The sequence below is a fragment of the Pseudoalteromonas sp. KJ63-1 genome (genome assembly GCF_055808145.1).
In genome coordinates, this window is record NZ_CM147855.1 from 1,157,640 (window position 1) to 1,183,670 (window position 26,031).

The following is a 26,031-nucleotide window of genomic DNA, read 5'->3' on the forward strand; positions in this document are numbered from 1 at the left end:
TAGTTTTATTTTTTTATTTTAGTAAATCATATCGATTCAATTATAACCGCACGCGCAATAGCATTTTGGCTAGCAGCTAGCACAACATGGTTAGGTAATAGAGTTTACACCTTCAATAACCAGGCTTATGGAAGCGCTGTAAAACAATGGAGTAAGCACATGTTCGCAGCTCATTTATCTGGCGTAATCAATTTAATAGTTTTTTGGATAGCCAAAGAGCTTTTCTTAATTCACTTCGCTTTTTGCTTAGGAATTATGGCCGGTTTGGTAAGTAACTACCTTTTAGCTAATAGGTTTGTATTTACTAAAAATTCTAACGAAAGAAAAAACAACTTCCTTCTCAATAAAATTAGGGACTAGAAATGCAAGTCAATAAAGTGAAAATAATCACTGTTCTTATTACTTTTAGCGTAGCAATTTGTGCATTAATTATTTTGGCAACACCTCCAAAACTGCCTTTATCATCCAGTAATAACAAAGCTTTAGTAGTCAATATATTAAAGGCTAAACCTCAAGAATTTACACCCAGTTATCAAGCTTATGGCCGAATAGAAACACCAAATATTCTAACTTTATTTGCACAAGTCGAAGGTGAAATTTTATTCCTTAATAATAATTTTGAAGTTGGTAGTCGAGTAAATAGGAGTGAAACTATTTATCATATTGATGATGAGGACTATAAAAATCAGCTACAAGCTCGATTGGGAGAGCTTAAAGTAGCAGAAGCTAACTTAAAGCTTGAGCTCGGTGAGCAACGCTTTTCGAAAAGTGAATACAAAAGGGTTAGACCTAAAAAAGACAGCCCTAATTTAAAACTACAAGAATCATTAATGTTGCGAAAGCCTCAATTAGAAATAGCTAAAGCTAATATTTTAATTGCAACAAGCAACCTAGAACTCGCAAAAAAAATTTAGAACGTTGTAAATTTCAATCTAAAGAAAACTACGTCGTTTTAGAAAAGAGCGCTTACCAAGGCGACTTTGTTAAAAAGGGAGATAAGATTGGTACTTTTGCTCAACTCTTTGAGCTTAGGGTAAGCTTATCAATACCTCACGATGTTGCTTCAGTATTGTCTATTGGTCAGCGGGTTAAGGTTTATCGGGACGATAATACATTTTTTAATGCCCATATATCTCAAATACCTCCAACACAAGCGCTAACTAGCCAACTACAAAGTGTTTATCTAACTGTAGATAATGACAGTGGAACGCTGATCATAAATGAATTTGTGGCCGCAGAGCTAACTTTACCTACTTTTAAAAATGTACTTAAAGTTCCTTTATCTTCTATTGATGGCGACAAGATTTGGCTCGTCGATAAGAACAATCAATTGTTTTCGAAAAGGGTTAACGTAATTTGGAAAAATAAAGAGAGTATCATAATCAAAAATATTCTAGAGGAAGGGATGTCTATAGTAAAAAACAAAGTGTCTGGTGCTAAAAATGGATTGAAAGCTGATATTAGCAACGGAGAGCTGTAATGAAAAATAGTAAAGCTACTCCCCTTTCAGTCTGGATGATTAATAATCCAATCGCTTCAACGTTACTGATGTTGACACTTATAATATCTGGCCTGTTATCTTTTGGTGTTATTAAACAAGAAACAAGCCCGTCTTTTCAAATTAATAAAATTATAATTGAAGCAGAGTATCTGGGGGCTACACCTAAGGATATTGAGCAAAGCATCGTTCTACCTATTGAATATAAGTTAATTGATAATGCTGATATTGAACGCCTAAGCGCAGAGTCTTCAGAGGGTAGCGCTTTAATAACACTTGAATTGGTAGAGGGTATTGATGAGAACATAGCCCTAACCAAGATAAAAAACAGTATTGATAGCATAAATAGTTTTCCCGATGAAATGGAAAAAGTGAGTGTAACTCTTGCTGAAGAATACGATAGTATTGTAGAGCTAGGCCTTCACGGAGATTTGACGGAATTGCAATTATACCAGGAGGCAAGCAGGTTAAAGCTGGAGCTTCTAAACAATTTAGATTTAGCGAAAATAGATATTCAAGGCGCTAGAAGTCCCGAAATTGTCATAGAGATAAGTAATGCCAATTTATTAAAATATCAGTTAACACTTGAACAAATCCTTAGTCGAGTAAAAGCGTCTGTTACTGATATATCGACAGGTAGTGTAAGTACACAAAGTGGTGAAATTTTAATACGTACTTTAGGAAGAAAAAAGCTCACAAGCCAGTTTTCTAAAATAGAAATAGCGAATGACAAGAATGGGCATCGCTTATTATTGGGGGATATTGCAACGGTTAGAAACAGTTTTCAAGGCGATAAAAAACCATTCTTAATTAATAACGAGCCGGGTTTAGAATTAAAGCTGTATCAACAAAAAACAAGTAAGCCAATTGAGTTAAGCAGTGCAATTAAGGAGTTTATTGAAGAGTACAAACAAAACGTTCCTTCAAACTTAAATATAACAACATTGCAGGATCAATCTGAGCCTTTCAGCCAAAGGGTTAACCTACTAACCAGTAATGGGTTAGTTGGGATGATATTAGTTGTTTTTGTATTATCATTATTTCTTGATATGAGGTTGGCTTTTTGGGTCAGTATGGGAATACCGGTATCAATTCTCGGATCTCTCGGTATTATGCCATTTCTAGATATTCCATTAAACATGATAACTTTATTTGCATTTGTTATAACAATAGGAATATTAGTTGATGATGCGGTCGTGGTCGCAGAAAATATATATTCAAAACTTCAACAAGGTGTCAATACAGATAAAGCCCTAAAAGATGGGGTTAAAGAAATGACATTACCTGTCGTCTTTTCAGTATTAACAAATATTATTGCGTTTATACCTCTTTTATTTGTTCCAGGAGAGCTAGGGGTGATGTATAAGCCCATGACACTGCTTATTTTTGCTATTTTCTTAGTATCACTAATTGAGGCTTTATTGATCTTACCTCTGCATCTGAGAAATATTGGTAAGCCGATTAAAATAAAAACCATTACACGTATTCAACAGCGATGCTTCAATTATTTTAACGACTTTAAAGATAAAGTTTATTCTCGCTGGCTTAGATACAGTTGTAACCATCCAACAATAGTAATTACTATTTTCAGTTCATTACTTATTTTAGTTTTTGCTTGGGTTTATAGTGGAAGGGTTGATGCTAGCTTCGTGCCTAAAATAGAGTCTACTAGAATAGATGCTGAGGTTGAATTTCCCACAGGTATGGCGCTTGAAGATAAAGAAAACATCATTGCTTACATTGAACGTTCTGGTATTGCTGCAATGGAAAAGCTAAATGGTACAGAAGCTTATAAATTTCGTATGCAAGACATCGGCAGTAATAGTGGTTCTTCTACTTTTATGATAGTACCTGAGGATCAGCGGTTATTCAGTGCTCGTGACTTTGTTGATCAATGGCGGAATAAAATAGGCGATCTAGCTGGTATTAAGTCTATATTCTTTGATTATCAGGTTGGTCCTGGAGGTGGGAAAGAGTTGGTAATTGAGTTAGGCCATAATGATGAAGGCACCTTAAAAATAGCAGCTACAGAGCTAATGGATGGCTTAGCAAGAATAACAGGTATTACTGACATAGATAGTGCATTAGTAGACGGAAAGCTTCAGTATAATTTATCGCCCACACCTTTGGGTAAAAGCCTTGGATTTACAAGTGATAGTTTAGGTAAGCAAGTTCGTCTTCACTTTTTTGGGGGCGAAGCTAAGCGCCAAATAATAAATGGTGATGAGGTAAAAGTTAGAGTAATAATGGATAAAGACGAGCACTACTATGCAAACCAACTTGAGAGGTTAATAATTTTTTCACCGAGTGGAGAAACGGTTGAGCTAGGCCAAGTGGCGAATATATCAACGACTAAGGCCGTCACACTCATTAATCGTATTGATGGTTCTCAATACGTTGAAGTTACAGCGAGTATACTGAGAAAACTTACAACAGCTTCTTTAGCTATTAAAGTTATCGAAGAGGAACTAATAAGTGACCTCGAGCAAAAGTACCCAGATTTAAGTATAGAATTAGGCGGAGAAGCCAGAATAGAGTCAAAAGCTAATACTGAGATATTTAAAGGCATAGCTCTCGCGTTTGCTTTAGTATTTGCTATGCTAGCAGTCATTTTTAGAAGCTATTCTGATGCAGTACTCGTGCTATTTGTTATACCATTTTCCGTAGCAGCAGCAATGCTAGGGCATATTGTTATGGGATCACCCTTTAGCATAATGAGCTTATTTGGCATGATTGCAGTATCCGGTATCGTTATAAACGGCTCTTTTGTTATGCTTCTGAAGACTAGAACTTTATGCAAAGAAGGGGTAAATAAAAAGGAAGCTGTGATAGAGGCGGCTTTAAATCGATTTCGCCCTGTCGTTTTGACCGCAATTACAACTGCTGCTGGTTTAGTACCAATGTTATTTGAGACTTCAACGCAGGCTTTGTATTTGATACCTATGGTAATTAGTTTAAGCTTTGGTACAGTCTTTTCTATTGCCACGATATTATTACTATGTCCCGCTATATTCATATTATCACGAGGGGATGACGCCTCTTTAAATGTGACTAGGTAGTTAATCGTTACTTCTGTAAATAGCTATATTTATGTATGAAAATGGTGGGCAATATTGCCTACCACATTCATACATAACTTTTAGCACGTGTATATTAATATGACTTTAGCAAAGGGCATGAGTATTTAAGAGTGATTAATTTCTTCACCATAGATACAAATAATTAAATTAAAAAAGTACAATAAACTTCATTTAACCACCGTTATTCTATGCTTATTTGGCTATTATATATTATAGGTAAGTAAACAGGCTCTCTTAATTGGTTCTTGGATATCATTCTAACCTAAATGTGCAGCAGCTCTAACTGTTTAATGAATTGGCTATAGCTCCTTGTAGGCCTGAATTGACGACGGTATTTATTGTTTTACTAAGAGAGTATAGAGATATTAATAAGATTGATTTATATCCAATAATACACCTACAATTTATTAATATACAGCTCATGTTTATATTAATTTAGAATAGATGTAAGCTGATTTAATCGCTTTTACTTGCCTTTGTAAGTGGGTCTGAATGTATTAAGTGATAACCCTGCCCATAAACAGTATCAATCACTTGTTGATTAAATGGTTTTTCCATCGCAATACGAAGACGATAAATATGGGTACGAAGTGGAGAGCTTGCAGGTGGTTCGTCCCCCCAGATTTCTTGCTCGAGAGTTTGTCTAGATACTATATTAGGATAATGCTGTATTAAAACTTTCAAAATATTCATCTGTAAAAAATGTAATTTTACAGTGATTGACTTACATGTTACTGTTCTTAAATGATAATCTACCTCAATATTTGCAATATTTTGTTTACCAATATCTCTGCGAGGTCCTCTCGAAGATAAGGCTTTAATTCGGTAATAAAGCTCTTCATTAGATACAGGCTTAACAATAAAGTCATCTGCACCAGCTCTAAAAGCGCTGATTTTGTCTTGTAAAATATCGCTGCAACTCATAAACAGTATTGGTGTATTTACAAATAGTTCATTTCTTATTTTATGACATAGTTTTGTGCTTAATAGCTTAGGAATGGCATTGTTAATAACAATAGCAGAATATCTGTATTTTGATACTAACTCATACCCTGCAATGCCATTAAAAGCATAGTCGACCTCCATTTCATGTTCAGTTAAATAATGGCCTATTAATGCAGCGTATTTAGAATCGTTTTCAATAAGTAAAATCACGTTGTAATACTAATAGTTATCAATTTAATAAAGGTTACTTTATCTAATGTTATGTCTAATTAATGTCTACTCAAGCTCGCACATATAACTAGTTATTAATAATATTATCCTTAACGATCTAAAGCGATATTAGTGACTGAATTTAGGCTAGTTCTAAAGTTGATAATTGTGTGACTTTATCGATGCTAAACTTCAGCCTTTACTACTAATACCTTATGTTATGAAAAAAATAAAAAACAAGCACCTCCGCAAGTTACATATTTATAGTTCTTTATGTTGTTGTACTTTGCTATTAGCTTTTTCATTAACAGGTATCACTCTGAATCATCGTACAGTATTTGAAGGGGCGCCCAAGTACACTGTCAATGAATACAAACTTAACACAGTTAGTAGTGCGAACATTGATACTCTGTTATCTCGACAGCAAATATCTCTCAGTGCTGACGAAATAAATAGTCTATTACTAATGCATGAACTATCTATTCCAACCCCAGGAAAAAGATTAGAGCTATATTTGAAGGATAGTACTTTATTTGTTGAGGTCAGTGACTTCGGTTTTATAAGTCGATTAAATGAGCTACACCAAGGAAGACATACTAGCCATGTTTGGACTGTAATTTCGGATATAACAGCCATTGTGCTCATTTTGATTTCAGTGACCGGAATATGGCTTAGTTTTAGAGATAACAAACACCGGCGCCAATATTTATATTTTATATCATTTAGCCTAGTAAGTTTTGTACTATTCATGGAGTAAAAATGAATACATTAATCAAACTAATTAGTTTGCTATTCATCTGTGGCATTTTTAATTTTGAGCTATTTGGCTCAGAAAAGACTGATACTTCACGATCTATTTTTGTAACTTTATCATTGCCTGTTTTTGATAGGAATCATCAAAACCCTTATATCGCTCTTTGGTTAAGTAATGATGATAATGAATATAAAGTTCTTTCGGTTAAAAGAGGTAATGTGAAATGGTTAAGCAGTTTAAAGACGTTTTGGCGTAATATAGCTCGTGAAAATAGAAATGAAAGTGATGCCGTTACTGGTGCAACTAATCGAAATAAAAAGCTTAGCTATGAATTTAAAATAAACAAATCTTGGGATTATATTTTTTTTGAAGTAGCGAGAGAAAATGGTAAAAAAGAGTTAATTAAGATGCCTCTTCTACTTGAAGATAAATGTGTGTTGGGTAATTTTGAAATAGAAAAAGCTTGCGTTCAAATTTTTGATATTTAATTAAATTGTCTTTATGTGAAGTTTCTTTGCTGATGTGAGGTTTTCTTAGGTATATGTGATAATTCTATATTTCTGCTAAATTATGTTGATAACATTGACGCATTACTTGGTTAAAAAACCTTTACTAAGTAATACGTCATAGCGTTTATAAAAATCGTTATCAACACAGTGATAGACCACAATGTTAAAAATTCATCAACTGCATGATTAAGCAAAGCATTGCTAATGAAGTTAGCACATACAATCCTCGTAATTAAAATATAACTCTTAATCGCAATCGTCATCAGTAGGGACGTTAGGATAGTTCTTAGAAAATTGCGCTTTAAATTTTTTCTATCAATATTTTTCAAATAAAAGTATAAACTATCTAATCTTGTTATTTCCTTATTATCTCATTTTTTTAGTCTAATTTTTGTCTATAAGTGATAATTGAGTGATCAAACCCAAGCCATAATGAAAGTGATTATTTATTATGGAACTTACAAAATGAAAAATGTAATACTAGCAAGCATTATTTGCACAACTTCACTATCTGTACACGCACACGATATTTGGATAAAAGCTGATACGCATGAAATTAATAACGAAGAACAAAAATTTTTTGCGTTAGATGTATCTCGCTCAGCTCAGGCTTATGTTGCAGAATCAAACCATCAAATTAAAAACCTTTTAATGACAACACCACAAGGGGAAATTAAAAAAATAACTGCGGACTTTTCTGGAAAAGTAAAAGAAGTATTTGAAGTTGAATTCGATAGTTCAGGCACTTACCATTTTGAAAGCCCAGAGACTCAAGTTTTTTTATCCTTCTACTATGACGAGGATGGAAAGAAGCATAAAATAAGAATGCCTAAAACTCAGTACCACAAGCTGCCAAAAGGTTCAAAACCGGAAAAGACTGTTGAAAAGCTTTTAGTGACAGAAACCTATGTTAGCTACAATGGTTTTAGCACCATAATGCAGCCATCAACTCATGGCCTACAAATTATCTTAAAACAGCACCCTAATAAGCTTAGGGTAGGTGAAGAACTTAGATTTAAAGTAACATATAATGGTGAGCCCGTACCTGATGCAGAAGTTACCTTAAAAGGTCTAAATAACTTTTATTACCAAGATGATGAGAGTGTCAAAGTTGAATTAGAAGATAAAAATAATGGCCTCGTAATATTTGAGCCTAAACTACCTGGACGTTATTTATTAGGTGTTGAATACGGTTTAGAGCTGCAAAACAATAAAAATGCAGACTTTAGATCAATTGAGAGATTTTTAACGTTCGAAATTACAGAGTAAATAAAACTATAATGGGGATTGAAAGAGTATTAAATTAAAGCCTAAATTAATTCAAGCTACTCAACATCTTTCAGTCCTTTTTATTCAAATGTATAACCCCCTTTCTTACCATACCCTAAATCCTACCAAGTGAGTTATTTCAATAAAATGCCATTAACAGAAATTTCTGAACTTCACATCAATATATAAAAAATACCAGCACCAGTTCGCTTCCATGTCACAATTCTATCACATAGCTATAACTATAATGATATTCATTCTCATTAACGATACAATAAAAAGTGAATTTCTATGTTCAAAAAATCAAAATTATCAACTTTAGTATGCTTTTCGATAGCAAGCCAAGCAGCACTTGCAGGGTCAGTAACAGACAAGCAAGGCATTACTGAGAGTGTTCAGACAGAAATAAGAGACTTGGAAATAGGTGCACATCCCACCTCAAGAATTAATGAGATGGAAAGAATAGTTGTTACAGCAACAGGTTATGAGCAAAGACTTATAGATGCGCCAGCATCCATCTCAGTTATATTTCAGGATGAGTTACGTAAAAAGTCTTATTCTACAATTGTTGATGCGGTACGCGATATCCCAGGTGTGTATATTAGTGGTGGCGGTAACATGCAAGACATTAGTATCCGCGGTATGGATGATCAGTACACGTTATATTTGGTTGATGGCCGCCCTTTATCGGCAGGACGTTCAGTAAACACCAATGGAGCCGATGGGGGAAAACAAATCGGTATGCCCCCGTTAGCTATGATTGAACGAATAGAGGTTATTCGTGGCCCCATGTCATCGCTTTATGGCTCAGAGGCAATGGGAGGAGTCATTAATATTATCACCCGTGCAGCCCCGCAGGAGTGGTCTGGTAGCCTTGCCGCAAACCATACATTATCTATGAATGAAGTTAGTAATAACGCATATAGTACAGACTTCTATCTAGGTGGGGCACTGATTAAAGACGTACTCGGATTGGAGCTAACTGGCTCACTATTACACACAGATGAAAGTGAGTTTTCAGGAGGAGGTGATTCCGCTGCTAGTCGGCCGAATTCAGACACGACGCGCTTCGGAAGTAAACTTAATTGGTCTGTTAATGAACAAAACCGATTGAGTTTAAGCTATGACAAATCAAAAATAGACTTTGTACATACCCCAGGAAAGTCTATCGAAGTTGATGCAACCGGCTCTGAGTATGAGTTTAAGAAAGAAGTTTACTCATTTACTCACTTGGGTAACTATGACAATTTAACAACAAATACATATCTCCAGCAAGACTTATCAGAACGAGTCCAAATAAAAGATAAAAAAGAAGAGATAATCACTTTTAATACCTCAGCTACATATATAGGTGAAAATAACACTTATACTTTTGGAGCACGTTATAAAACAGAAGAGCTAGTTGATGAAACAAATGGCTTATTGAGTGCAAATGTTGCTTCAGCAAAAGATACTGTTAGCCGCTGGATAGGTGCTTTATTTACTGAGGTAGAGTGGAATGTTGAAAAGGATTTAGCGATAACAACAGGCTTAAGATACGATAACGATGAGCAATTTGGTTCGCATTGGTCTCCTCGCCTTTATGCTAATTGGGGTTTTAATAATATAACTATTAAAGGAGGTGTTTCTACTGGTTATACTCAACCTTCACTATCCGAAGCTACTGCGGGCTTTGGAAGAAGGACCGGAGGGAGAGGATCTCCAAACTTATCTTCAGATGGTAAATCTATTTCTCGTGCACTTATTATAGGTAACCCGAATTTAAACCCAGAGACTAGTGTAAACTACGAAGTAGCTTTTATTTATGAAAACCCTAAAGTAGGTCTATCTACTAACTTAACGCTATTTCACACCTATTTTAACGATAAAATAGCAGAAGATCGTTACTGTATCAGTGAAGGTGTAGAGCGGAATGACTTTGAAAATTATCAGTGTGAATTTAGTGGTAATACTTATTACTTTCTGGGTACTAGAAAGAATATCTCTAAAGCAGAAATGAGTGGGCTTGAAGCAACAATTAATTATCGTTTAGCCGATAACCTTCGCTTTAAAGCCGATTATTCCTACACAAGTTCCGAACAAAAAACAGGAGATTTTGTTGGGAAGCCACTTAATAAAATACCCAAAAGTATGTCTAATGTCAGTTTAAGCTGGGATATATCTGATACATTAAATGCTTGGAGCAGAGTTAATTATCGAGGGGAGACCACTGACTACTTAAGTAGAACGAGGTTAAGTGACGGGACTCCAGGTTACACTATGATGGATATAGGTACTAGTTATTGGGCTACTGATAGTCTTAAAGTAACAGCAAGCCTGCAAAACGCTACAAATCGTATTGTAACAAATGAAACTTATGGTGTAGTACTAGATGGACGAAGACTTACTCTTGGGCTTAGTTTAGATTTTTAACTACTTTATTTAAGTTTGTGATAGCGTTGCTCAATATTTCACGCGGCGTTATCACAGTCTATCAGGTACAAAAAGACTTCAGTCAATTTGACTTATAATATTCTATTAATGCTACTAGTGCGTCAAGCTCTTGTTTAGATATAGTAGTTTTATCGACACTAATGCTTCCAACTATACTAGTGATATCTAGCTGTTACGAAGAAAAAACAGCTAGATATTAAGAGCTAAAACGCATTCTGTATTTATGAATTGAGGCAAACAATAACTTAAAATATATTAATTTATATTCCCACCAACAGGAAGACCACTAGGCACAGAGTCAGGCTTTCCTGAATAAAACTTATCTGTATCGAGGGTTTTCAAAAAGGCTTCAATATCACTAAAATCGTCATCATCTATATTTACTTCTATATCGCCTCTATTTTCATAGGCTGCGATTGCGTCGATTAAGCTTTCGCGCGAACCATCATGCATATATGGAGCTGTCAAAGATATATTCCTCAAACTTGGTGTACGAACTACTGTGTTACCAATAATAGCCTCGCCTTCATGGATTTCGTTGTCAGATAGCATTGAACCACTGTGGCATCTAGCGCAGCCGCCATCTATAAATTTATTAAGGCCGATAATTTCTTGCTGTGATAAAGCAGCTTGTTCTCCAAGTAGAAAATTATCAAAGCGTGTATTAGGGCTAATTATTTTACGTTCAAAAGTGGCAATTGCTTTGGCGATGTTTATACCATTGATGACACCGTCTTCAGGAAAAGCAAGCTGAAATAACTCAATATATTCGGGTATTGATTGTAATCTCATAGTAATTTCAGGCATTATTTCTTGTTAACTGACACTGTAACCAAGCATTTCAACAGGGTTTGTAATCGGACCTAAAGCTTGCTCTTCTAAAGTATCAGCTCTTAAATCCCAGAAGTACCCACCAGAAACGAAGTTCTCGAAAATTTCATTATTACTGATGCCAGAAAATGCGACATTCATAATTGTCGGGGTGTGAAGCGGCGTAACTTCTGAGCCAAACCTATTAGGGCCAAGGCCGATGCCATCTGAGCCGATGGAGAAAGATCTTCCATCAGCCCAGCCAAAGTCTGGATGGTGGCATGACGCACAGGAAACGTTTTGATCGCCAGATAAAATAGGGTCCCAATAAAGCAGCTCACCCAAGCGTTCCTTAGTTTCGTTATAAGGATTGTCTTCTGGATAAATTGAGTTTGTTGGTAAGGGTGTAAAGAGACTTGAGTAATTTCGAATTTGAGTATCATCGCCAAGCTGCTCAAAATTTTCAGGGTTTCCACAGCTAATTAGCACACTGCAAGCTAATGTGATTAAAACTACTTTAGATCGTTTCATACTTAACAACTCCATAATTCTTATAAGCAAAGCACTCTAATGTCAACTTGTGCCAACATCGTTGATCTAGTTAGTTTGCCCATTTAGTTGTCTAAGAAATGTCTCTTTATCGCAAGTAATCTCAATTTGATAAAACAACGCTGTCAATCTTTCTGCTTTCTTTGTTAGTTATGGTCTAAAGGCTCTTTCTGTGCTGTCACGATATGGTCTGTTAGAGGGCATGGTATTTTTTATAGTTTCAAACATATTTGTTCGTCTTTTCATAAATTAATTAAGTATTGCAATGACTGGGAGGGTGAAATTGCTCTGATGTTATAAGCCTATTTAATTAAACTCAACTCGATATGAAAGTGAACGCAACCTGTATTTTAATGCTTACTAAAAGCGGATAAAAGATAAACTGTATTTAGAAATAGCCCAAACAACACTATGCAAAAGAGTTAGTAAATTAAAATAGTATATAAGATGGTCTGGTGGCGTAATCCCTTAGAAAAAGCTAACCGGGCCTTCAACGCCTGAAAAGAGTAAGACTAAAAGGCAGGGTATTGAGCCAAACACAATTGCACAAATAATTTCATCAAAGAGTAAGTGTGAAGCGGTTTTGCTTTTTGTTGGTTTGCATAATTGTTTTCTATTGTACTTTGAGCTTTAAAATACAATTCAAAAGAAGAGTAAAAACTTGTTCAGTAGAGTGCCATTAGCTGTCTTCCTATATATCCCCCCTTTTATACCTTAAAAGTATAAAATAATTTAAGGTAAGGATGGTGCGATAAATGTGCGATATATATTTAAAAACACTAATTTAATTGTGCGATAAAGAAGATAGTTTAATTTATAACTAATTGAAAATAAACGGAGTTAAATGGTCGGTATGGAGAGATTCGAACTCTCGACCCCTGCCACCCCATGACAGTGCGCTACCAAGCTGCGCCACATACCGACTTCGATAGCAATAGTACGTGTATTTATAAAAAAATCAATAAGCTTTTGTTTGTTTGGATGTTTATTGCGCAAGCGCTTAGTTTTAAGCACTTGCGCGGAGTGTTTTACACGGCCTTAGTCTTTATTTAACCACTGGTTGATCGTGTTATACATTTCATCTCGTAGTATTGGTTGAGCAGTTTTGTTAGGGTGTAAGTTATCGTTTTGCATTAGCTCGTTTTTTCCTGCTACTTTAAGTATAAAAAACGGCATTAAATGCGAGTTAGTAGCTTCACTAACACTGGCAAAGCTATCGGTGAACATTTTACTGTACCGAGGGCCATAGTTAGGTGGAATATATATTTCCATAAGTGCGGTTTGCGCATCAGCAGCTTGGCTTTTTTCAATTAAAGCCGTTAAGTTAGTTTGCATTTTTGTGATAGGAAAGCCGCGTAGGCCATCATTAGCACCGAGTTCAATAAGTACATGAGTTGGTTGGTATTGCTCAAGTAGCGCGTCTAATCGGCGCAATGCACCGCCGGTGGTTTCGCCGCTAATACTGGCATTTACTAAGTTGATAGGGCGTTGCTCGGTATCGTATTTATCTTGTAACAATTGCACCCAGCCTTGTTCTTGTTTTAAGCCATAAGCTGCGCTTAAACTATCACCAAGTATTAAAATCGTGTTGTTAGCTGCCGCGTGTAGTGGGTTAATAACTAAAAATAAAATGAATACACAACGTAGGATTGAATGAGTCATATGTCAGCGCTTTCTCAATTAAATATAATTCAAGTAAATGGTTTATCTAAAGTGGTTTCCACCTTTGAAGGTGAGTTGTCCATCCTCAGCGACATCAGCTTTAATGTCAAGCATGGCGAGTCTGTTGCCGTAGTAGGCACGTCGGGCTCTGGTAAGTCTACATTATTGAGCTTGCTAGCAGGGCTTGATACCGCCAGCAGTGGCGAGGTAGTGTTAGATGGCGAGCATTTGCACAAGTTAGATGAAGAAGCGCGTGCAGCCCTTAGAGCTGCTAAAGTCGGGTTTGTATTTCAGTCTTTTATGTTGGTACAAAGTTTAACTGCGCTTGAGAATGTGATGTTACCCGCTGAGCTTGCTGGCGAACATGATGCTAAAGAGCAAGCGCTCGCATTACTTGAAAAAGTTGGCTTGAGCCATCGTACTGATCATTACCCGTCGCAGTTATCTGGTGGTGAGCAACAACGTGTTGCCATTGCTCGTGCATTTGTGGGTTCGCCTAAAATACTGTTTGCCGACGAACCATCAGCTAACCTAGATAGCAAAAATGGCCATATGATTGAGTCGTTATTGTTTGATTTAAATAAGCAAAACGGTACTACGCTTATTTTAGTTACCCACGATGAAGCACTGGCTCAAAAGTGTGAACGTATTATTCAGATTGAAGCCGGTGAGCTGGTACGTAATTCAACTGAGGAAATGGCAAATGTGGGCTAAATTAGCGCTTAAACTATTTTCTCGAGAGTTTCGCCGTGGTGAACTAACCGTTATAAGTGCAGCCATTGCTTTAGCGGTGTTAACGGTGCTTACTTTATCTATGGTGACCGAGCGAATTGCACAAAGTATCGCGCAAAAAAGCAGTGCATTTATAGCAGCAGATAGGGTATTGGCCAGTAACCATGCCATAGATACCGCTTATATTACTCAAGCTGAGCAGCAAAACCTCAAAACAGCTCAAATGGTGTATTTTGACACTATGTTGTTTGCAAACGATGAAATGCAATTTAGCTCGGTAAAGGCTGCATCAAACAGTTACCCGCTTAAAGGTCAGTTAAAAGTTAAGGCGGGCTTAAACGCTGAAACAGAAGTTGCCCCGGGTGCGCCAACCCCAGGTAACGTGTGGCTAAGTGAATCGGTTTTTTACAGTTTAAATATAAACGTAGGCGACCAAGTTGAGCTGGGTGCTGCGTTATTCAATGTGGAAAAGGTGATTGTAGAAGAACCTGATGCGCCGTTTAATGTGTTCTCTAGCAGCCGCAGGGTACTTATTAATATTGACGACGTACCAAAAACTGAAGTAATACAGCCCGGTAGCCGTGTATTTTATCGCCAGTTATATGCAGGTGATGAAAGCGATATCAACAGTTTTTACGATTGGTTAAAACCGCAACTTAAAGAAAACCAAAACTGGTATGGTGTTAAAGACCGTCAATCGCCCATTTCAAATAGCTTAAACAGAGCTGAAAGCTTTTTGTTATTAGCCGGTTTGCTAGGGATTATTTTAGCCGCAGTTGCTATTGCAGTATCGGCTAAACGCTATTGTGAGCGCCAATACGACCCAGTAGCAATGATGAAAACCTTAGGCGGCAGCCGCGATATGATCCGCAAAATTTACCTTATGCACTTATTAATGGTGTGTACCATGGCGGTGGTTGTTGGCTTAGCTATTGGCTATGGCTTGCAAGAAGTGGCTACCGGTTATTTAGCTAAGAGTATGGGCACCGAACTGCCCATGGCAGGCTTTAAACCTTGGCTAGTAGCGATTAGCACCGGGGTTATTTGTGCGGTTATGTTCTCTATTAAGCCATTGTTAGACTTATTTGATATTCCACCGCTTAGAGATACTTCGCCGTAACTTAGGCGATCGCCTTGCGGTAAGTAAAATTCATTTAGGGCTAAGTGCACTCACCGTGTTTTTATTAATGTGGTTATTTAGTAACAATATTAAAATTACCCTTATTTTGTTTGTCTCAACGCTTACGCTTATTTTGGTGTTATTTTTAATTTCTAAGTTAATATTTGGTGGTGGCCGCAAGCTTGGCTTAAAGCCGGGTAACAGCTGGTCGTTAGCTATTGCGTCTATTCAAAAGCGCGCCAATGTTAATGCAGTGCAGTTAATTAGTTTTTCGTTAGCAATAAAATTACTATTATTTTTAATTGTGCTTAAAAACGATATTATTTCTGATTGGCAGTCACAATTGCCAAGTGATGCGCCTAACGCTTTTTTAGTTAATATCACGCAAAATGAACTGGATCCAGTTAATGAATATTTAGCACAAAAGGGCATTCAGGTGTCGGAGTTTTACCCGACTATTCGTGGTCGCGTAAATGCTGTTAACGGTGAAGCGGTTGCGCGTGAAGTGTCACTGCAAGACAACGAGAAAAAAGACGAAGAAGCCCGCTCAGGCATTGGTCGCGAACTTAACTTAACCTGGCTTGATGAAGTTCCTTCACAAAATGACATTATCGATGGTCAGTGGTTTGGCGATGACGCCGTTGCCGAGGCCTCACTTGAAGAGTCGATGATGCAGCGCCTAGATGTGAAAATGGGCGATACCCTCACGTTTTTAATTGGTGCGCAGTCGTTCGACGCTAAAATTACCAGTGTGCGAAAAGTAAATTGGGCCACCCTCAAGCCTAACTTTTTTATTATTTTAAGCCCCGATGTACTTAGCGACTTTCCGGCAACCTATATTTCATCGGTACGCATTGAGCCTGAGCAAAAGCGCGACTTTAGCCAGTTATTACGTACATATCCCACTATTACAGCAATTGATGTAGATAACTTTGTTAAGCAAATACAATCGACTATTGAACAAGTGTCGTTAGCTATTGGTTTTGTACTCGCTATTGTGGTGCTATGTGGTGCACTGGTACTTATATCGCAGGTGCAAGCAAGCTTAGGTGAGCGGATGCAAGAAATTGTGATATTACGTACGCTAGGCGCTAAAGGTCGATTAATAAAAAACGCTACTTTGTATGAGTTTTTATTACTGGGCGGTTTAGCCGGACTAGTCGCTGCATTTTTCAGTGATATAGCACTGTTAATAGTACAGCAGCAAATGTTTGATTTGGCGGGTAAGCTGCATCCAAATATTTGGATTATTGGCCCCGTTGCTGGTGGCGTATTTGTAGCAGGATTAGGCTATTTTATGATTTCCCGTACGCTCAAACAAAACACCCAAGGTTTAGTGCGCGCTTTGGCGTAAACTTTGCGGCCAAATAGCGTTTAAATGCCTACTTTTTAAGTAGGCATTTTTGTTTTAGCTTGGTACTGGTAATTTATACAGTGCTCTGGCATTATTAGCATTATTAATGAATAACAATAATGAGAGTGCTGTTTGGCCATTATTTTAGGGATCGATCCGGGCTCGCGTTTAACGGGTTACGGTGTGGTTGCGCACCAAGGTGCTAAGTTTACTTACTTAGGCAGTGGCTGTATTAAATTAGCCGATCACGACTTTCCCACCCGACTTAAAATGATATACCAAGGTATTACGCAGCTTATAGAGCAGTTTTCGCCGGAAACCTTTGCCATAGAAAAAGTATTTATGGCACATAATCCCGATTCTGCTTTAAAACTTGGTCAAGCTCGTGGTGCTGCGATTGTGGGTGCCTCTATGGCCGACTTACCAGTGTTTGAATACTCTGCACGACAAATAAAGCAAGCCGTGGTGGGTAACGGTGGTGCCGATAAATCGCAAGTACAACATATGGTTAAAAACATACTTAAACTGCCAGGTACGCCGCAAGCCGATGCAGCAGATGCGCTCGCGATTGCGATTTGCCATGCTCACTCTGAACAAAACTTAATTAAACTAGCGGGTAGCGCAAGCAAAACCGTTAGAGGACGTCTAAGGAAATAACAATGATAGGTCGCTTAAACGGCGTGTTAGTTGAAAAACAGCCCCCAGAAATATTATTAGAAGTTAGTGGCGTTGGCTACGAAGTACAAATGCCAATGACCTGTTTTTACGATTTACCCAAAGTGGGCGACAACGCCATTGTGTACACTCACTTTGTAGTACGCGAAGACGCACAGTTATTGTTTGGCTTTAATAATAAAACCGAACGTGCCTTATTTAGAGAGCTGTTAAAAGCCAATGGCGTAGGACCTAAATTGGGTTTAGCTATTTTGTCGGGTATGTCGGCGCAGCAGTTTGTAAGTTGCGTAAATAATGAAGACGCTACCGCTTTGGTTAAATTGCCAGGGGTAGGTAAAAAAACCGCCGAGCGTTTAGTGCTTGAAATGAAAGACCGATTAAAAAATTGGGGCAATGATTTATTTACCCCGTTTAGCGATAGCGCTGTAATAGAGCCTGCGAGTGATGCAACTATAGCCAATAATGCGGCCGATGATGCGGTTTCGGCGTTGGTGGCGCTCGGTTATAAATTGCCACAAGCGCAAAAAGCAGTAAAATCAGTAAGCAAACCCGATATGTCGACTGAGGTTCTAATTAAAGAATCTTTGAAATCAATGCTGTGAGTAAATTATGATCGAAGCTGATCGCTTAATTGATGCTGCTGAAAAAACCAACGAAGACACCATAGATCGTGCTATTAGGCCTAAGTTACTGGCCGACTACCGTGGTCAGCCGCATGTTAAGCAACAAATGGAAATATTTATTGAGGCTGCGCGTAGCCGTAGCGAAGCGTTGGATCATTTATTAATATTTGGTCCGCCAGGCTTAGGTAAAACCACGCTTGCCAATATTGTAGCAAATGAATTAAGCGTAAATATTAAAACGACCTCGGGCCCTGTACTTGAAAAAGCCGGCGATTTAGCTGCGTTGCTTACTAACCTTGAAGAAGGTGATGTACTGTTTATTGATGAAATACATCGCTTGAGCCCGCAAGTAGAAGAAATACTTTACCCTGCAATGGAAGATTATCAGCTCGATATAATGATAGGTGAGGGGCCAGCGGCACGCTCTATTAAGCTTGATTTACCTGCATTTACCTTAATTGGCGCAACCACGCGTGCGGGATCATTAACCTCACCACTGCGTGACCGCTTTGGTATTGTACAACGTTTAGAATTTTATTCTGTGGAAGATTTGTCGCATATTGTTGGGCGCTCAGCGCATTACCTTGATTTAGAAATGTGTGACGATGGTGCGGCAGAAATTGCCAAGCGTTCTCGTGGCACACCGCGTATAGCAAACCGTTTATTGCGTCGTGTGCGCGATTACACCCAAGTTAAATCAGATGGTACGGTTAATGCCGAGGTTGCTCAACAAGCCCTCGATATGATTGATGTTGATAAAAGTGGTTTTGATTACATGGACCGCAAATATTTACTCGCCATTATTGAAAAATTTATGGGTGGCCCTGTTGGTCTTGATAACCTAGCCGCTGCTATAGGCGAAGAAAAAGAAACGATAGAAGATGTGATTGAGCCGTTTTTAATTCAACAAGGGTTTATTCAGCGCACGCCACGCGGACGAATTGTGTCGGATAATGCGTATCACCATTTTGGTTTGTTACCTAAAAAAGATTAAAGATTAATTAGACTCTTTCCAAAGCCATTGTCTTTTTAACGACAGTGGCTTTTTTGTATGAGTAAATATTACGTATTTAACTTTGCCAATAATTCACTGAGCGTTAAGACATATCAGGCTATTGTTCGCCAGCTGTATTAGTGTTTAGGCTGAGTTTAAATAGTTTGCTAAATTGCAGGCAAAAAAAAGCCCGCAAAAAATGCGGGCAAACAACAAGTTTAAGGAAGTAATCTAGGGAACTACGTTTTACTTGTTGAGGTCATACCCCAAGAAGTAAAAAAGTAATACGAAATAAATCATATTACGAGGAACTGGATTCAATGAAATAGCTTTCATTTAATGCGCTAGCTCGGTATGGGAGAATAATACCGAAGAGACACAATTTGTTCAAACTAGAAAATTTATATTTTCAGATAAAAAAAACTAATAACAGTGGTTTTTTGTTTCAGCTTATTGTTGCATGTTAATTAATCATTAATTCTATAAGTTAATGAAATGCTTTGTTTATGTATATTAACATATTAACGTTCGGTATTAGTTTTACTATTACGTTAAGGTAAGCATGTGCTGGTTATGAGTGCTTATGCATTAATTTTGAATAAACAGCGCATTTCTGTCACTCTTTAGTGAAACTAAGCGTGCTTCCATAAAGCTTTGTTGTTATTTATTTATACAGTAGAACAAGAGTTAAGTAGTAAATATTGAGTAAAGCTGTTTTTTTAACGTTTTTTGTTGTCTATTCACAGCAATATCGTTGTCAGCAGTAAATACACTAGATACACTAGCAAAACTTTAATGGTGGCTAATGTATTGCTAAGTTACCTTACTCAAATAAATCAATTTGATGTTTTTAATTATTTAGGAGTTTAACGTGGGATCAGGGCTTAATTTTTTAGATCTAATTCTAGAAGCCAGTTTGCTTGTGCAATTAGTAATGCTAGCGTTGGTTGCTATGTCGGTTATGTCATGGGCTATTATTTTTCAACGTAAAAAAGCCATCTCTGACGCCTTAGCAAATGCCAAAAAATTTGAGCAACGTTTTTGGTCTGGTGTTGACCTAAGTAAACTATATAACGAAATCTCTTCTCGCGGTGGCCAGTCAGCTGGTATTGAGGCGTTATTTACCTCAGGCTTTAAAGAGTTTGCACGTCATAAAAAAAATACCTTTCAAAGTGCGGGCATTGTAATGGAAGGCACACACCGTTCAATGCGGGTTGCGCTTTCTCGCGAAATAGAAAAACTAGAATCAAGCCTATCGTTTTTAGCAACGGTCGGTTCAATTAGCCCTTACATCGGCTTATTTGGTACTGTTTGGGGTATTATGAATGCCTTTATTGCTCTAGGTGAAGTAAAACAAGCAACCTTACAAATGGTTGCTCCTGGTATAGCAGAAGCGTTAATTGCTACAGCAATGGGTTTATTTGCTGCAATTCCTGCTGTTATTGCTTATAACCGATTTGCTAATAAAGTTGAAAAGTTAGAATCTCACTACATTAACTTTATGGAAGAATTTGCCAATATCTTACACCGTCAAGCAGCTACCCAAATAGAGGCTCAAGCGAATGTATCATCGTAAAAAGCGTCGCCCAGTCGCAGAAATTAATGTAGTACCATACATTGATGTAATGTTGGTGCTGCTTATTATATTTATGGCCACCGCGCCGTTAATTACTCATGGTGTAAAAGTAGACCTACCAAAAATGGAAGAGTCGGACTTAGTCGATACCAAGGACACGCCACCCATTATTGCCTCTATTGATGCCGATGGTAAGTATTACGTAAGTGTAGGTACCGATCCTGAAGAGCCAATGGAAGCATTAGATGTAGCCGCAGTAATTAAACTACAACTAATGAAAAACCCGGATGTGCCTGTGATGATAAAAGGCTCGGGTAAAGTGTCGTATCAGGAAGTGTTACTGTTAATGGACTTTTTAAAAAATGCAGGTGTACCGTCGGTAGGGTTAATGACCGAATCCTTTGAGGGGACCAAGTAACTGTATGAGTAGTTCATTAATTAAATCAGTATTGCTGCATTTAGCGTTAGGTGGGTTTTTGTATGCGTCAGCAAACATTCATCCTCCTAAACCTAAAGTAATGGAAGTGACGCTTAATGCGGCTATTCCTGAGCCAGAGAAAGCGGTTTCGGCGGTTACGATTGATCAAAAGCAAGTTGAGCAAAAAATAGCTGAGCTTAAAAAGAAAGAAGATGATAAAAAGCGTGCTGAAGATAAACGTATTCGCGATTTAGAACGCAGAGCAACCGATGCACGTAAACAGCGTGAAGCTGAAGCAAGACGCATTAAAAAGCTTGAACAGCAACGCAGAGCAAAAGAGAAAGAAACCGCACAAGCGCAAGCACAAGCTAAAAAAGCCCGTGAAATAGAACAGCGCGAGCGAGCAAAAGCGAAGCAAGCCGAAAAGCAAAAGCAAGAAGCTGAAAACGCGGCAAAAGCAGCTGCCGATAAACTCAAAGCGGAAGAAGCGGCACTTAAAAAAGCCGAAGAAGAGCGTAAAAAGCGCGCTGAAGAAGCAGAACGTAAACGTCAGCAAGCATTGCAAGAACAAATGCTGCAAGAGCAACTTGCCAAAGAGCAGGCGGCTCGTAATAAAATACGTCAACAGCAAGTAGTCAGTGAAGTTGATAAATTCCGCGCTCTAATTATGGCGCGTATTCAACAAAACTTACTAATTGATGAAAAAATGAAAAACCAGCAATGCCGCATTAATATCCGTCTTGGATTTAATGGGCTAGTAACGCAGGTAAAATCGTTAGGCGGTGATAAGTTAGTGTGTGAGGCTGCATTAAGAGCCGTTCGCATGGCCGACACATTACCAGTATCTAAAGACAAAGACGTATTCGAGAAACTAAAGAATATTAATATAACCATCGCGCCAGAGTTTTAAGGGATGACATGTTTAACAAAATTAAAATAGCCTGTTTAGTTTTAATATTAGGGTTTCAGAGTGTGGCACATGCGGCACTTGAAATTGTTATTACTGAAGGTATAGACGGCGCAAGACCGATTGCGATTGTGCCATTTAAATACCAAGGTATTGGTCCTATTCCACAGCAGCTAAGTGATGTAATTGCTGCCGATTTAATGCGTAGCGGTAAGTTTAAGCCTGTGAGTGTGTCGCAAATGCCGCAACAACCTCACAAAGATGCTGATATTGATTACAGTGCTTGGGTAAATCAAGGTGTAGAGGCCGTGTTGGTTGGTGAAGTAGAGCAGCAAACCAACGGGCGTTATTTAGTGCGTTATGAGCTGGTTGATGTTATTCGCGGCCAAATTACTGGCGGTGAAACACAAATGATGAGCAGCGGTAAGCTGATTCAAAGCCAAGATCATATTTTAGAAGCGCGCCAAAGCGTGATCGGTGAAACCGGCTTTCGCCGTTACTCGCACCGCATCAGTGATGTAATTTATGAAAAACTAACCGGTGAAAAGGGCGCGTTTTTAACTAAAATAGCCTATGTTATTGTTCGTGATACTGATGAAAAGCCTTATCAGTTAGTGGTTGCTGACTACGATGGCTTTAATGAACAAGTGTTATTGCGCTCAAAAGAGCCATTAATGTCGCCAGTATGGTCGCCTGATGGTACTAAATTAGCGTATGTAACGTTCGAAAATCGCCAGAGCCAAATTTTTATTCAAGACATTTATACCGGTAAACGTGAACTGATCACCAGCTATAAAGGAATTAACGGTGCGCCGCAGTTCTCGCCAGACGGTAAAAAGCTACTGTTAGTGCTATCAAAAGATAAAACTGGTGCAACTGAGGTTTACTTATTAGACTTACTAACGCGTAAAGAGACCCGATTAACACGCCATCGTAGTATAGATACCGAACCTTCGTGGTACCCAAATGGTCAAGATATAGTATTTACGTCGGAAAGGGGTGGTAATGCTCAGATTTATAAGTTAAATTTAAAAACTGGCAGATCTCAAAGATTAACCTTTGACGGTGACATGAACCTAGCGGGTTCTATTTCGCCAGACGGGAAAGAATTAGTGATGGTAAACCGTACTAACGGACAGTATCATCTTGCTAAGAAAGAGTTGGCTACAGGTGCGTTCCAAGTTTTAACTCGAACTCGCCTTGATGAATCGCCGAGCATAGCGCCAAATGGCTCGATGATTATATACAGCACGCTCCATAATAATAAACAGGTACTTGCGCTAGTATCGATGGACGGCCGTTTTAAAGCACGCTTACCTGTGCTTGATGGACAAGTGAAGGCACCGGCTTGGTCGCCATATTTACAGTAATAATTGCTGGTTTACTCAAAATAGGAATCTACTCAATGCAACTTAACAAAATACTTAAAGGCCTGCTAATTGCTGTGCCAGTAATGACACTAGCAGCTTGTAGCTCATCTTCAGATATCGATGAAAATGCAGCCAACCAGTCTAACCAAGCAACTGTTGAGCAAACAACAACTGATACAGTTGAAGTAGCAACAATGACGCCAGAGCAACAAGCTGAAGAGCAACTTCGTCAAAAGTACGAAGCGCTTCGTCAAGAGCAAATCATTTACTTTGGTTTTGACACTGCAACGATTCAAGGTCAATACGGCGAGCTACTTCGTGCACACGCTGAGTTTTTAGTTAAAAATCCTTCTGTTAAAGTATTAATCGAAGGCCACGCAGATGAGCGCGGTACGCCAGAGTACAACATTGCACTGGGTGAGCACCGTGGACAAGCAGTTGAAAAATACCTACAAAGTTTAGGTGTTTCTGCAAGCCAAATGTCAGTAGTTAGCTACGGTGAAGAGAAGCCAATGGTTAAATCTCGCACTGAAGAAGCTTTCGCTAAAAACCGCCGTGCGGTACTAGTTTACTAAGATAAGAGATATTATGAAGCCGAAAATTATTTTGGCAGCCATGATATTGAGCGGGAGCACCCAGTTAATGGCTGCTCCCGCTCCTGTTTCAGAAGCTGCAAGTTCACAGTCGAGCATTGAAAAGCGTTTAGAAACGCTTGAAAAGATGATGCAACAGCGTAATTTCTTACAAGTAGAGTTACAGCAACAGCTTAACTTACTGCAAGATGAAGTGAGTCAAATTCGCGGTGTTACCGAAGAGCAAAGCTATAAACTTGAAAAAGTATTGCAGCGCCAGCGCGAGCTTTATCAAGAAATAGAAAACCGTGTTAGCCAAGCATATGCTAAACCAGCTACTCCAGCGCCTACAACAGACTACACGCAACCAGGTAGCGATCAGAGCTACAGCAGTGATTTATCTGAAAACGAAGCGTACGAGCGTGCTGTTGCGCTTATAATGAAAGATAAGCGCTATGACCAAGCTATTCCAGAATTTCAAGCGTTCTTAACAACGTATCCAAATTCAGTGTACACCTCAAACGCACATTATTGGCTTGGGCAATTATTAACGATTAAAAATGACGGTGTAAAAGCAGCCGAACATTTCAAAGTAGTTGTTAACGAATTTCCAAACTCAAATAAGCGCCCAGATGCAATGTTAAAGCTTGGTACACTTTTACAAGAGCAAGGGTTAAAGGCTGAAGCACAAAAAATACTGAATGAGCTAATCAATCAGTACCCAAGTACAACTGCTGCTAAATTAGCCACAGATCGCTTATCAAAGTAAATGTTGATGCTTGATTAGACTGCTTTTTGTCATAAGCGGTCTAAATTTGCTCAACTAGACATAAAAACTTAAAAAAAGAGACAATTTCGGTTGCACTCATTTTATAAATAAGTATTATAAGCGCCCGCAGCAAACGAATGGTAACCCCACTCGAAATGCGGCAAAAAAGCGGGTCATTAGCTCAGTTGGTAGAGCAGTGGACTTTTAATCCATTGGTCGATGGTTCAAGTCCATCATGACCCACCATTCTTTATTGTTAATAAAGTTTGGTCTTTAATCGGCGGATTTACGCAATGTGTTAACAAACACACAGAGCGGGTCATTAGCTCAGTTGGTAGAGCAGTGGACTTTTAATCCATTGGTCGATGGTTCAAGTCCATCATGACCCACCATTCTTTTTAAACTAGAATGGTCTAATCGGCGGATTTACGCGTATTTACTTTTTAAAAGTAAATCAGAGCGGGTCATTAGCTCAGTTGGTAGAGCAGTGGACTTTTAATCCATTGGTCGATGGTTCAAGTCCATCATGACCCACCATTCTTTATTGAATGGCTATAATCGGCGGATTTACGCAGCCTTACTTTTTATAAGTAAATCAGAGCGGGTCATTAGCTCAGTTGGTAGAGCAGTGGACTTTTAATCCATTGGTCGATGGTTCAAGTCCATCATGACCCACCATTCTTTACTGAATGGTTATAATCGGCGGATTTACGCAGCCTTACTTTTTATAAGTAAACCAGAGCGGGTCATTAGCTCAGTTGGTAGAGCAGTGGACTTTTAATCCATTGGTCGATGGTTCAAGTCCATCATGACCCACCATTCTTTATTGAGTGGTTATAATCGGCGGATTTACGCAGCCTTACTTTTTTATAAGTAAACCAGAGCGGGTCATTAGCTCAGTTGGTAGAGCAGTGGACTTTTAATCCATTGGTCGATGGTTCAAGTCCATCATGACCCACCATTCTTTATTGAGTGGTTATAATCGGCGGATTTACGCAGCCTTACTTTTTATAAGTAATCCAGAGCGGGTCATTAGCTCAGTTGGTAGAGCAGTGGACTTTTAATCCATTGGTCGATGGTTCAAGTCCATCATGACCCACCACTTCTGGTACACTTTCTCCGTATAATATATTTCTTAGTATCTCCCTTATTTTTATTTATAAACTGCCTGACTAGATTGCTATTATTTAGCGTTGGTTTCT

The 26,031-nt window shown here is 38.3% G+C and carries 20 protein-coding genes, 8 tRNA genes and 2 pseudogenes; 26 read left to right on the forward strand and 4 right to left on the reverse strand.

All coding sequences use genetic code 11. From position 1 onward, the window contains the following. Positions 1-15 precede the first annotated feature (15 nt). From AC0L7Q_RS05455 to AC0L7Q_RS05470, 4 genes are all read left to right on the forward strand, one after another. Positions 16-360 carry a GtrA family protein gene (locus AC0L7Q_RS05455; protein ID WP_409425562.1) on the forward strand — a complete coding sequence of 115 codons (345 nt, stop codon included), beginning with the start codon at positions 16-18 and terminating at the stop codon, positions 358-360. A 2-nt stretch (positions 361-362) separates the two neighbouring features. Continuing rightward, entirely contained in the window at positions 363-914 is a 552-nt protein-coding gene (locus AC0L7Q_RS05460; RefSeq protein ID WP_409425130.1) for an efflux RND transporter periplasmic adaptor subunit, read from the forward strand. A 155-nt stretch (positions 915-1,069) separates the two neighbouring features. Continuing rightward, the gene (locus tag AC0L7Q_RS05465) at positions 1,070-1,480 is read left to right on the forward strand and encodes an efflux RND transporter periplasmic adaptor subunit (protein WP_473697729.1); all 411 of its coding nucleotides are present in this window, start codon (positions 1,070-1,072) and stop codon (positions 1,478-1,480) included. Beyond that, complete coding sequence (locus AC0L7Q_RS05470; RefSeq protein WP_409425131.1) at positions 1,480-4,557, forward strand: efflux RND transporter permease subunit; 3,078 nt, start codon at positions 1,480-1,482, stop codon at positions 4,555-4,557. Before AC0L7Q_RS05465 ends, AC0L7Q_RS05470 begins: the two co-directional genes overlap by 1 nt. Positions 4,558-5,034: 477 nt before the next feature. On the opposite strand, the gene AC0L7Q_RS05475 is transcribed toward AC0L7Q_RS05470, so the two are convergent. Continuing rightward, entirely contained in the window at positions 5,035-5,733 is a 699-nt protein-coding gene (locus AC0L7Q_RS05475; RefSeq protein ID WP_409425132.1) for a response regulator transcription factor, read from the reverse strand. 220 nt (positions 5,734-5,953) lie between these two features. Here AC0L7Q_RS05475 and AC0L7Q_RS05480 point away from each other — a divergent pair, with 220 nt between their 5' ends. The 4 genes from AC0L7Q_RS05480 (at position 5,954) to AC0L7Q_RS05495 (ending at position 10,677) form a co-directional block, all read left to right on the forward strand. Beyond that, positions 5,954-6,490, forward strand: a complete 537-nt coding sequence (locus AC0L7Q_RS05480) for a PepSY-associated TM helix domain-containing protein (RefSeq protein ID WP_409425133.1) — start codon at positions 5,954-5,956, stop codon at positions 6,488-6,490. A gap of 2 nt (positions 6,491-6,492) precedes the next feature. After that, positions 6,493-6,975, forward strand: a complete 483-nt coding sequence (locus tag AC0L7Q_RS05485; protein ID WP_409425134.1) for a DUF2271 domain-containing protein — start codon at positions 6,493-6,495, stop codon at positions 6,973-6,975. A 429-nt stretch (positions 6,976-7,404) separates the two neighbouring features. Then, positions 7,405-8,265, forward strand: a complete 861-nt coding sequence (locus AC0L7Q_RS05490) for a DUF4198 domain-containing protein (protein ID WP_413401654.1) — start codon at positions 7,405-7,407, stop codon at positions 8,263-8,265. Positions 8,266-8,556: 291 nt separating this feature from the next. Continuing rightward, entirely contained in the window at positions 8,557-10,677 is a 2,121-nt protein-coding gene (locus tag AC0L7Q_RS05495; RefSeq protein ID WP_409425136.1) for a TonB-dependent receptor domain-containing protein, read from the forward strand. A 276-nt stretch (positions 10,678-10,953) separates the two neighbouring features. On the opposite strand, the pseudogene AC0L7Q_RS05500 reads toward AC0L7Q_RS05495, so the two are convergent. The 3 genes and pseudogenes from AC0L7Q_RS05500 to AC0L7Q_RS05510 all read right to left on the reverse strand — a co-directional run bounded on the left by AC0L7Q_RS05500 (position 10,954) and on the right by AC0L7Q_RS05510 (position 13,719). Continuing rightward, positions 10,954-12,054 (reverse strand): annotated as a pseudogene (locus tag AC0L7Q_RS05500) (cytochrome-c peroxidase). A gap of 848 nt (positions 12,055-12,902) precedes the next feature. Next, positions 12,903-12,979: transfer RNA gene (locus AC0L7Q_RS05505), tRNA-Pro, on the reverse strand. Between the two features lie 116 nt (positions 12,980-13,095). Next, positions 13,096-13,719 carry an arylesterase gene (locus tag AC0L7Q_RS05510; RefSeq protein ID WP_413401656.1) on the reverse strand — a complete coding sequence of 208 codons (624 nt, stop codon included), beginning with the start codon at positions 13,717-13,719 and terminating at the stop codon, positions 13,096-13,098. On the opposite strand from AC0L7Q_RS05510, the gene AC0L7Q_RS05515 reads away from it, so the two are divergent. The 18 genes and pseudogenes from AC0L7Q_RS05515 (at position 13,720) to AC0L7Q_RS05600 (ending at position 25,931) form a co-directional block, all read left to right on the forward strand. Further along, positions 13,720-14,433 carry an ABC transporter ATP-binding protein gene (locus tag AC0L7Q_RS05515; protein WP_413402832.1) on the forward strand — a complete coding sequence of 238 codons (714 nt, stop codon included), beginning with the start codon at positions 13,720-13,722 and terminating at the stop codon, positions 14,431-14,433. It begins immediately after the preceding gene. Continuing rightward, positions 14,423-16,925: pseudogene (locus tag AC0L7Q_RS05520) on the forward strand (ABC transporter permease). Before AC0L7Q_RS05515 ends, AC0L7Q_RS05520 begins: the two are co-directional and overlap by 11 nt. A 132-nt stretch (positions 16,926-17,057) precedes the next feature. Continuing rightward, on the forward strand, positions 17,058-17,582 hold the full coding sequence (ruvC, locus tag AC0L7Q_RS05525) for a crossover junction endodeoxyribonuclease RuvC (RefSeq protein WP_008114131.1): 525 nt from the start codon (positions 17,058-17,060) through the stop codon (positions 17,580-17,582). Between the two features lie 2 nt (positions 17,583-17,584). Continuing rightward, positions 17,585-18,202, forward strand: a complete 618-nt coding sequence (gene ruvA, locus AC0L7Q_RS05530) for a Holliday junction branch migration protein RuvA (RefSeq protein ID WP_008114133.1) — start codon at positions 17,585-17,587, stop codon at positions 18,200-18,202. A 7-nt stretch (positions 18,203-18,209) separates the two neighbouring features. After that, complete coding sequence (gene ruvB / locus AC0L7Q_RS05535) at positions 18,210-19,217, forward strand: Holliday junction branch migration DNA helicase RuvB (RefSeq protein WP_413401661.1); 1,008 nt, start codon at positions 18,210-18,212, stop codon at positions 19,215-19,217. Positions 19,218-20,088: 871 nt separating this feature from the next. Then, positions 20,089-20,793 (forward strand): protein TolQ, encoded by a 705-nt coding sequence (tolQ, locus tag AC0L7Q_RS05540; protein WP_010392797.1) that lies wholly within the window; start codon positions 20,089-20,091, stop codon positions 20,791-20,793. Then, entirely contained in the window at positions 20,780-21,211 is a 432-nt protein-coding gene (gene tolR / locus AC0L7Q_RS05545) for a protein TolR (RefSeq protein WP_010392795.1), read from the forward strand. Before tolQ ends, tolR begins: the two co-directional genes overlap by 14 nt. Positions 21,212-21,215: 4 nt before the next feature. Further along, positions 21,216-22,121, forward strand: coding sequence for a cell envelope integrity protein TolA (gene tolA / locus AC0L7Q_RS05550; RefSeq protein ID WP_413401663.1), 906 nt, complete (start codon positions 21,216-21,218; stop codon positions 22,119-22,121). Positions 22,122-22,129: 8 nt separating this feature from the next. Further along, positions 22,130-23,488 (forward strand): Tol-Pal system beta propeller repeat protein TolB, encoded by a 1,359-nt coding sequence (tolB, locus tag AC0L7Q_RS05555; RefSeq protein WP_413401665.1) that lies wholly within the window; start codon positions 22,130-22,132, stop codon positions 23,486-23,488. A 35-nt stretch (positions 23,489-23,523) separates the two neighbouring features. Continuing rightward, positions 23,524-24,063 (forward strand): peptidoglycan-associated lipoprotein Pal, encoded by a 540-nt coding sequence (gene pal, locus AC0L7Q_RS05560; RefSeq protein ID WP_138608874.1) that lies wholly within the window; start codon positions 23,524-23,526, stop codon positions 24,061-24,063. Positions 24,064-24,076: 13 nt separating this feature from the next. Further along, positions 24,077-24,829, forward strand: a complete 753-nt coding sequence (gene ybgF / locus AC0L7Q_RS05565) for a tol-pal system protein YbgF (RefSeq protein WP_138608876.1) — start codon at positions 24,077-24,079, stop codon at positions 24,827-24,829. A 170-nt stretch (positions 24,830-24,999) separates the two neighbouring features. Beyond that, positions 25,000-25,075 (forward strand) — tRNA-Lys (locus AC0L7Q_RS05570). Positions 25,076-25,145: 70 nt separating this feature from the next. After that, a tRNA-Lys gene (locus AC0L7Q_RS05575) sits at positions 25,146-25,221 on the forward strand. Positions 25,222-25,290: 69 nt separating this feature from the next. Beyond that, positions 25,291-25,366, forward strand: a tRNA-Lys gene (locus AC0L7Q_RS05580). A gap of 65 nt (positions 25,367-25,431) precedes the next feature. Continuing rightward, a tRNA-Lys gene (locus AC0L7Q_RS05585) sits at positions 25,432-25,507 on the forward strand. 65 nt (positions 25,508-25,572) lie between these two features. Beyond that, positions 25,573-25,648 (forward strand) — tRNA-Lys (locus tag AC0L7Q_RS05590). Between the two features lie 66 nt (positions 25,649-25,714). Then, a tRNA-Lys gene (locus tag AC0L7Q_RS05595) sits at positions 25,715-25,790 on the forward strand. A 65-nt stretch (positions 25,791-25,855) separates the two neighbouring features. Further along, positions 25,856-25,931: transfer RNA gene (locus AC0L7Q_RS05600), tRNA-Lys, on the forward strand. Positions 25,932-26,031 lie beyond the last annotated feature (100 nt).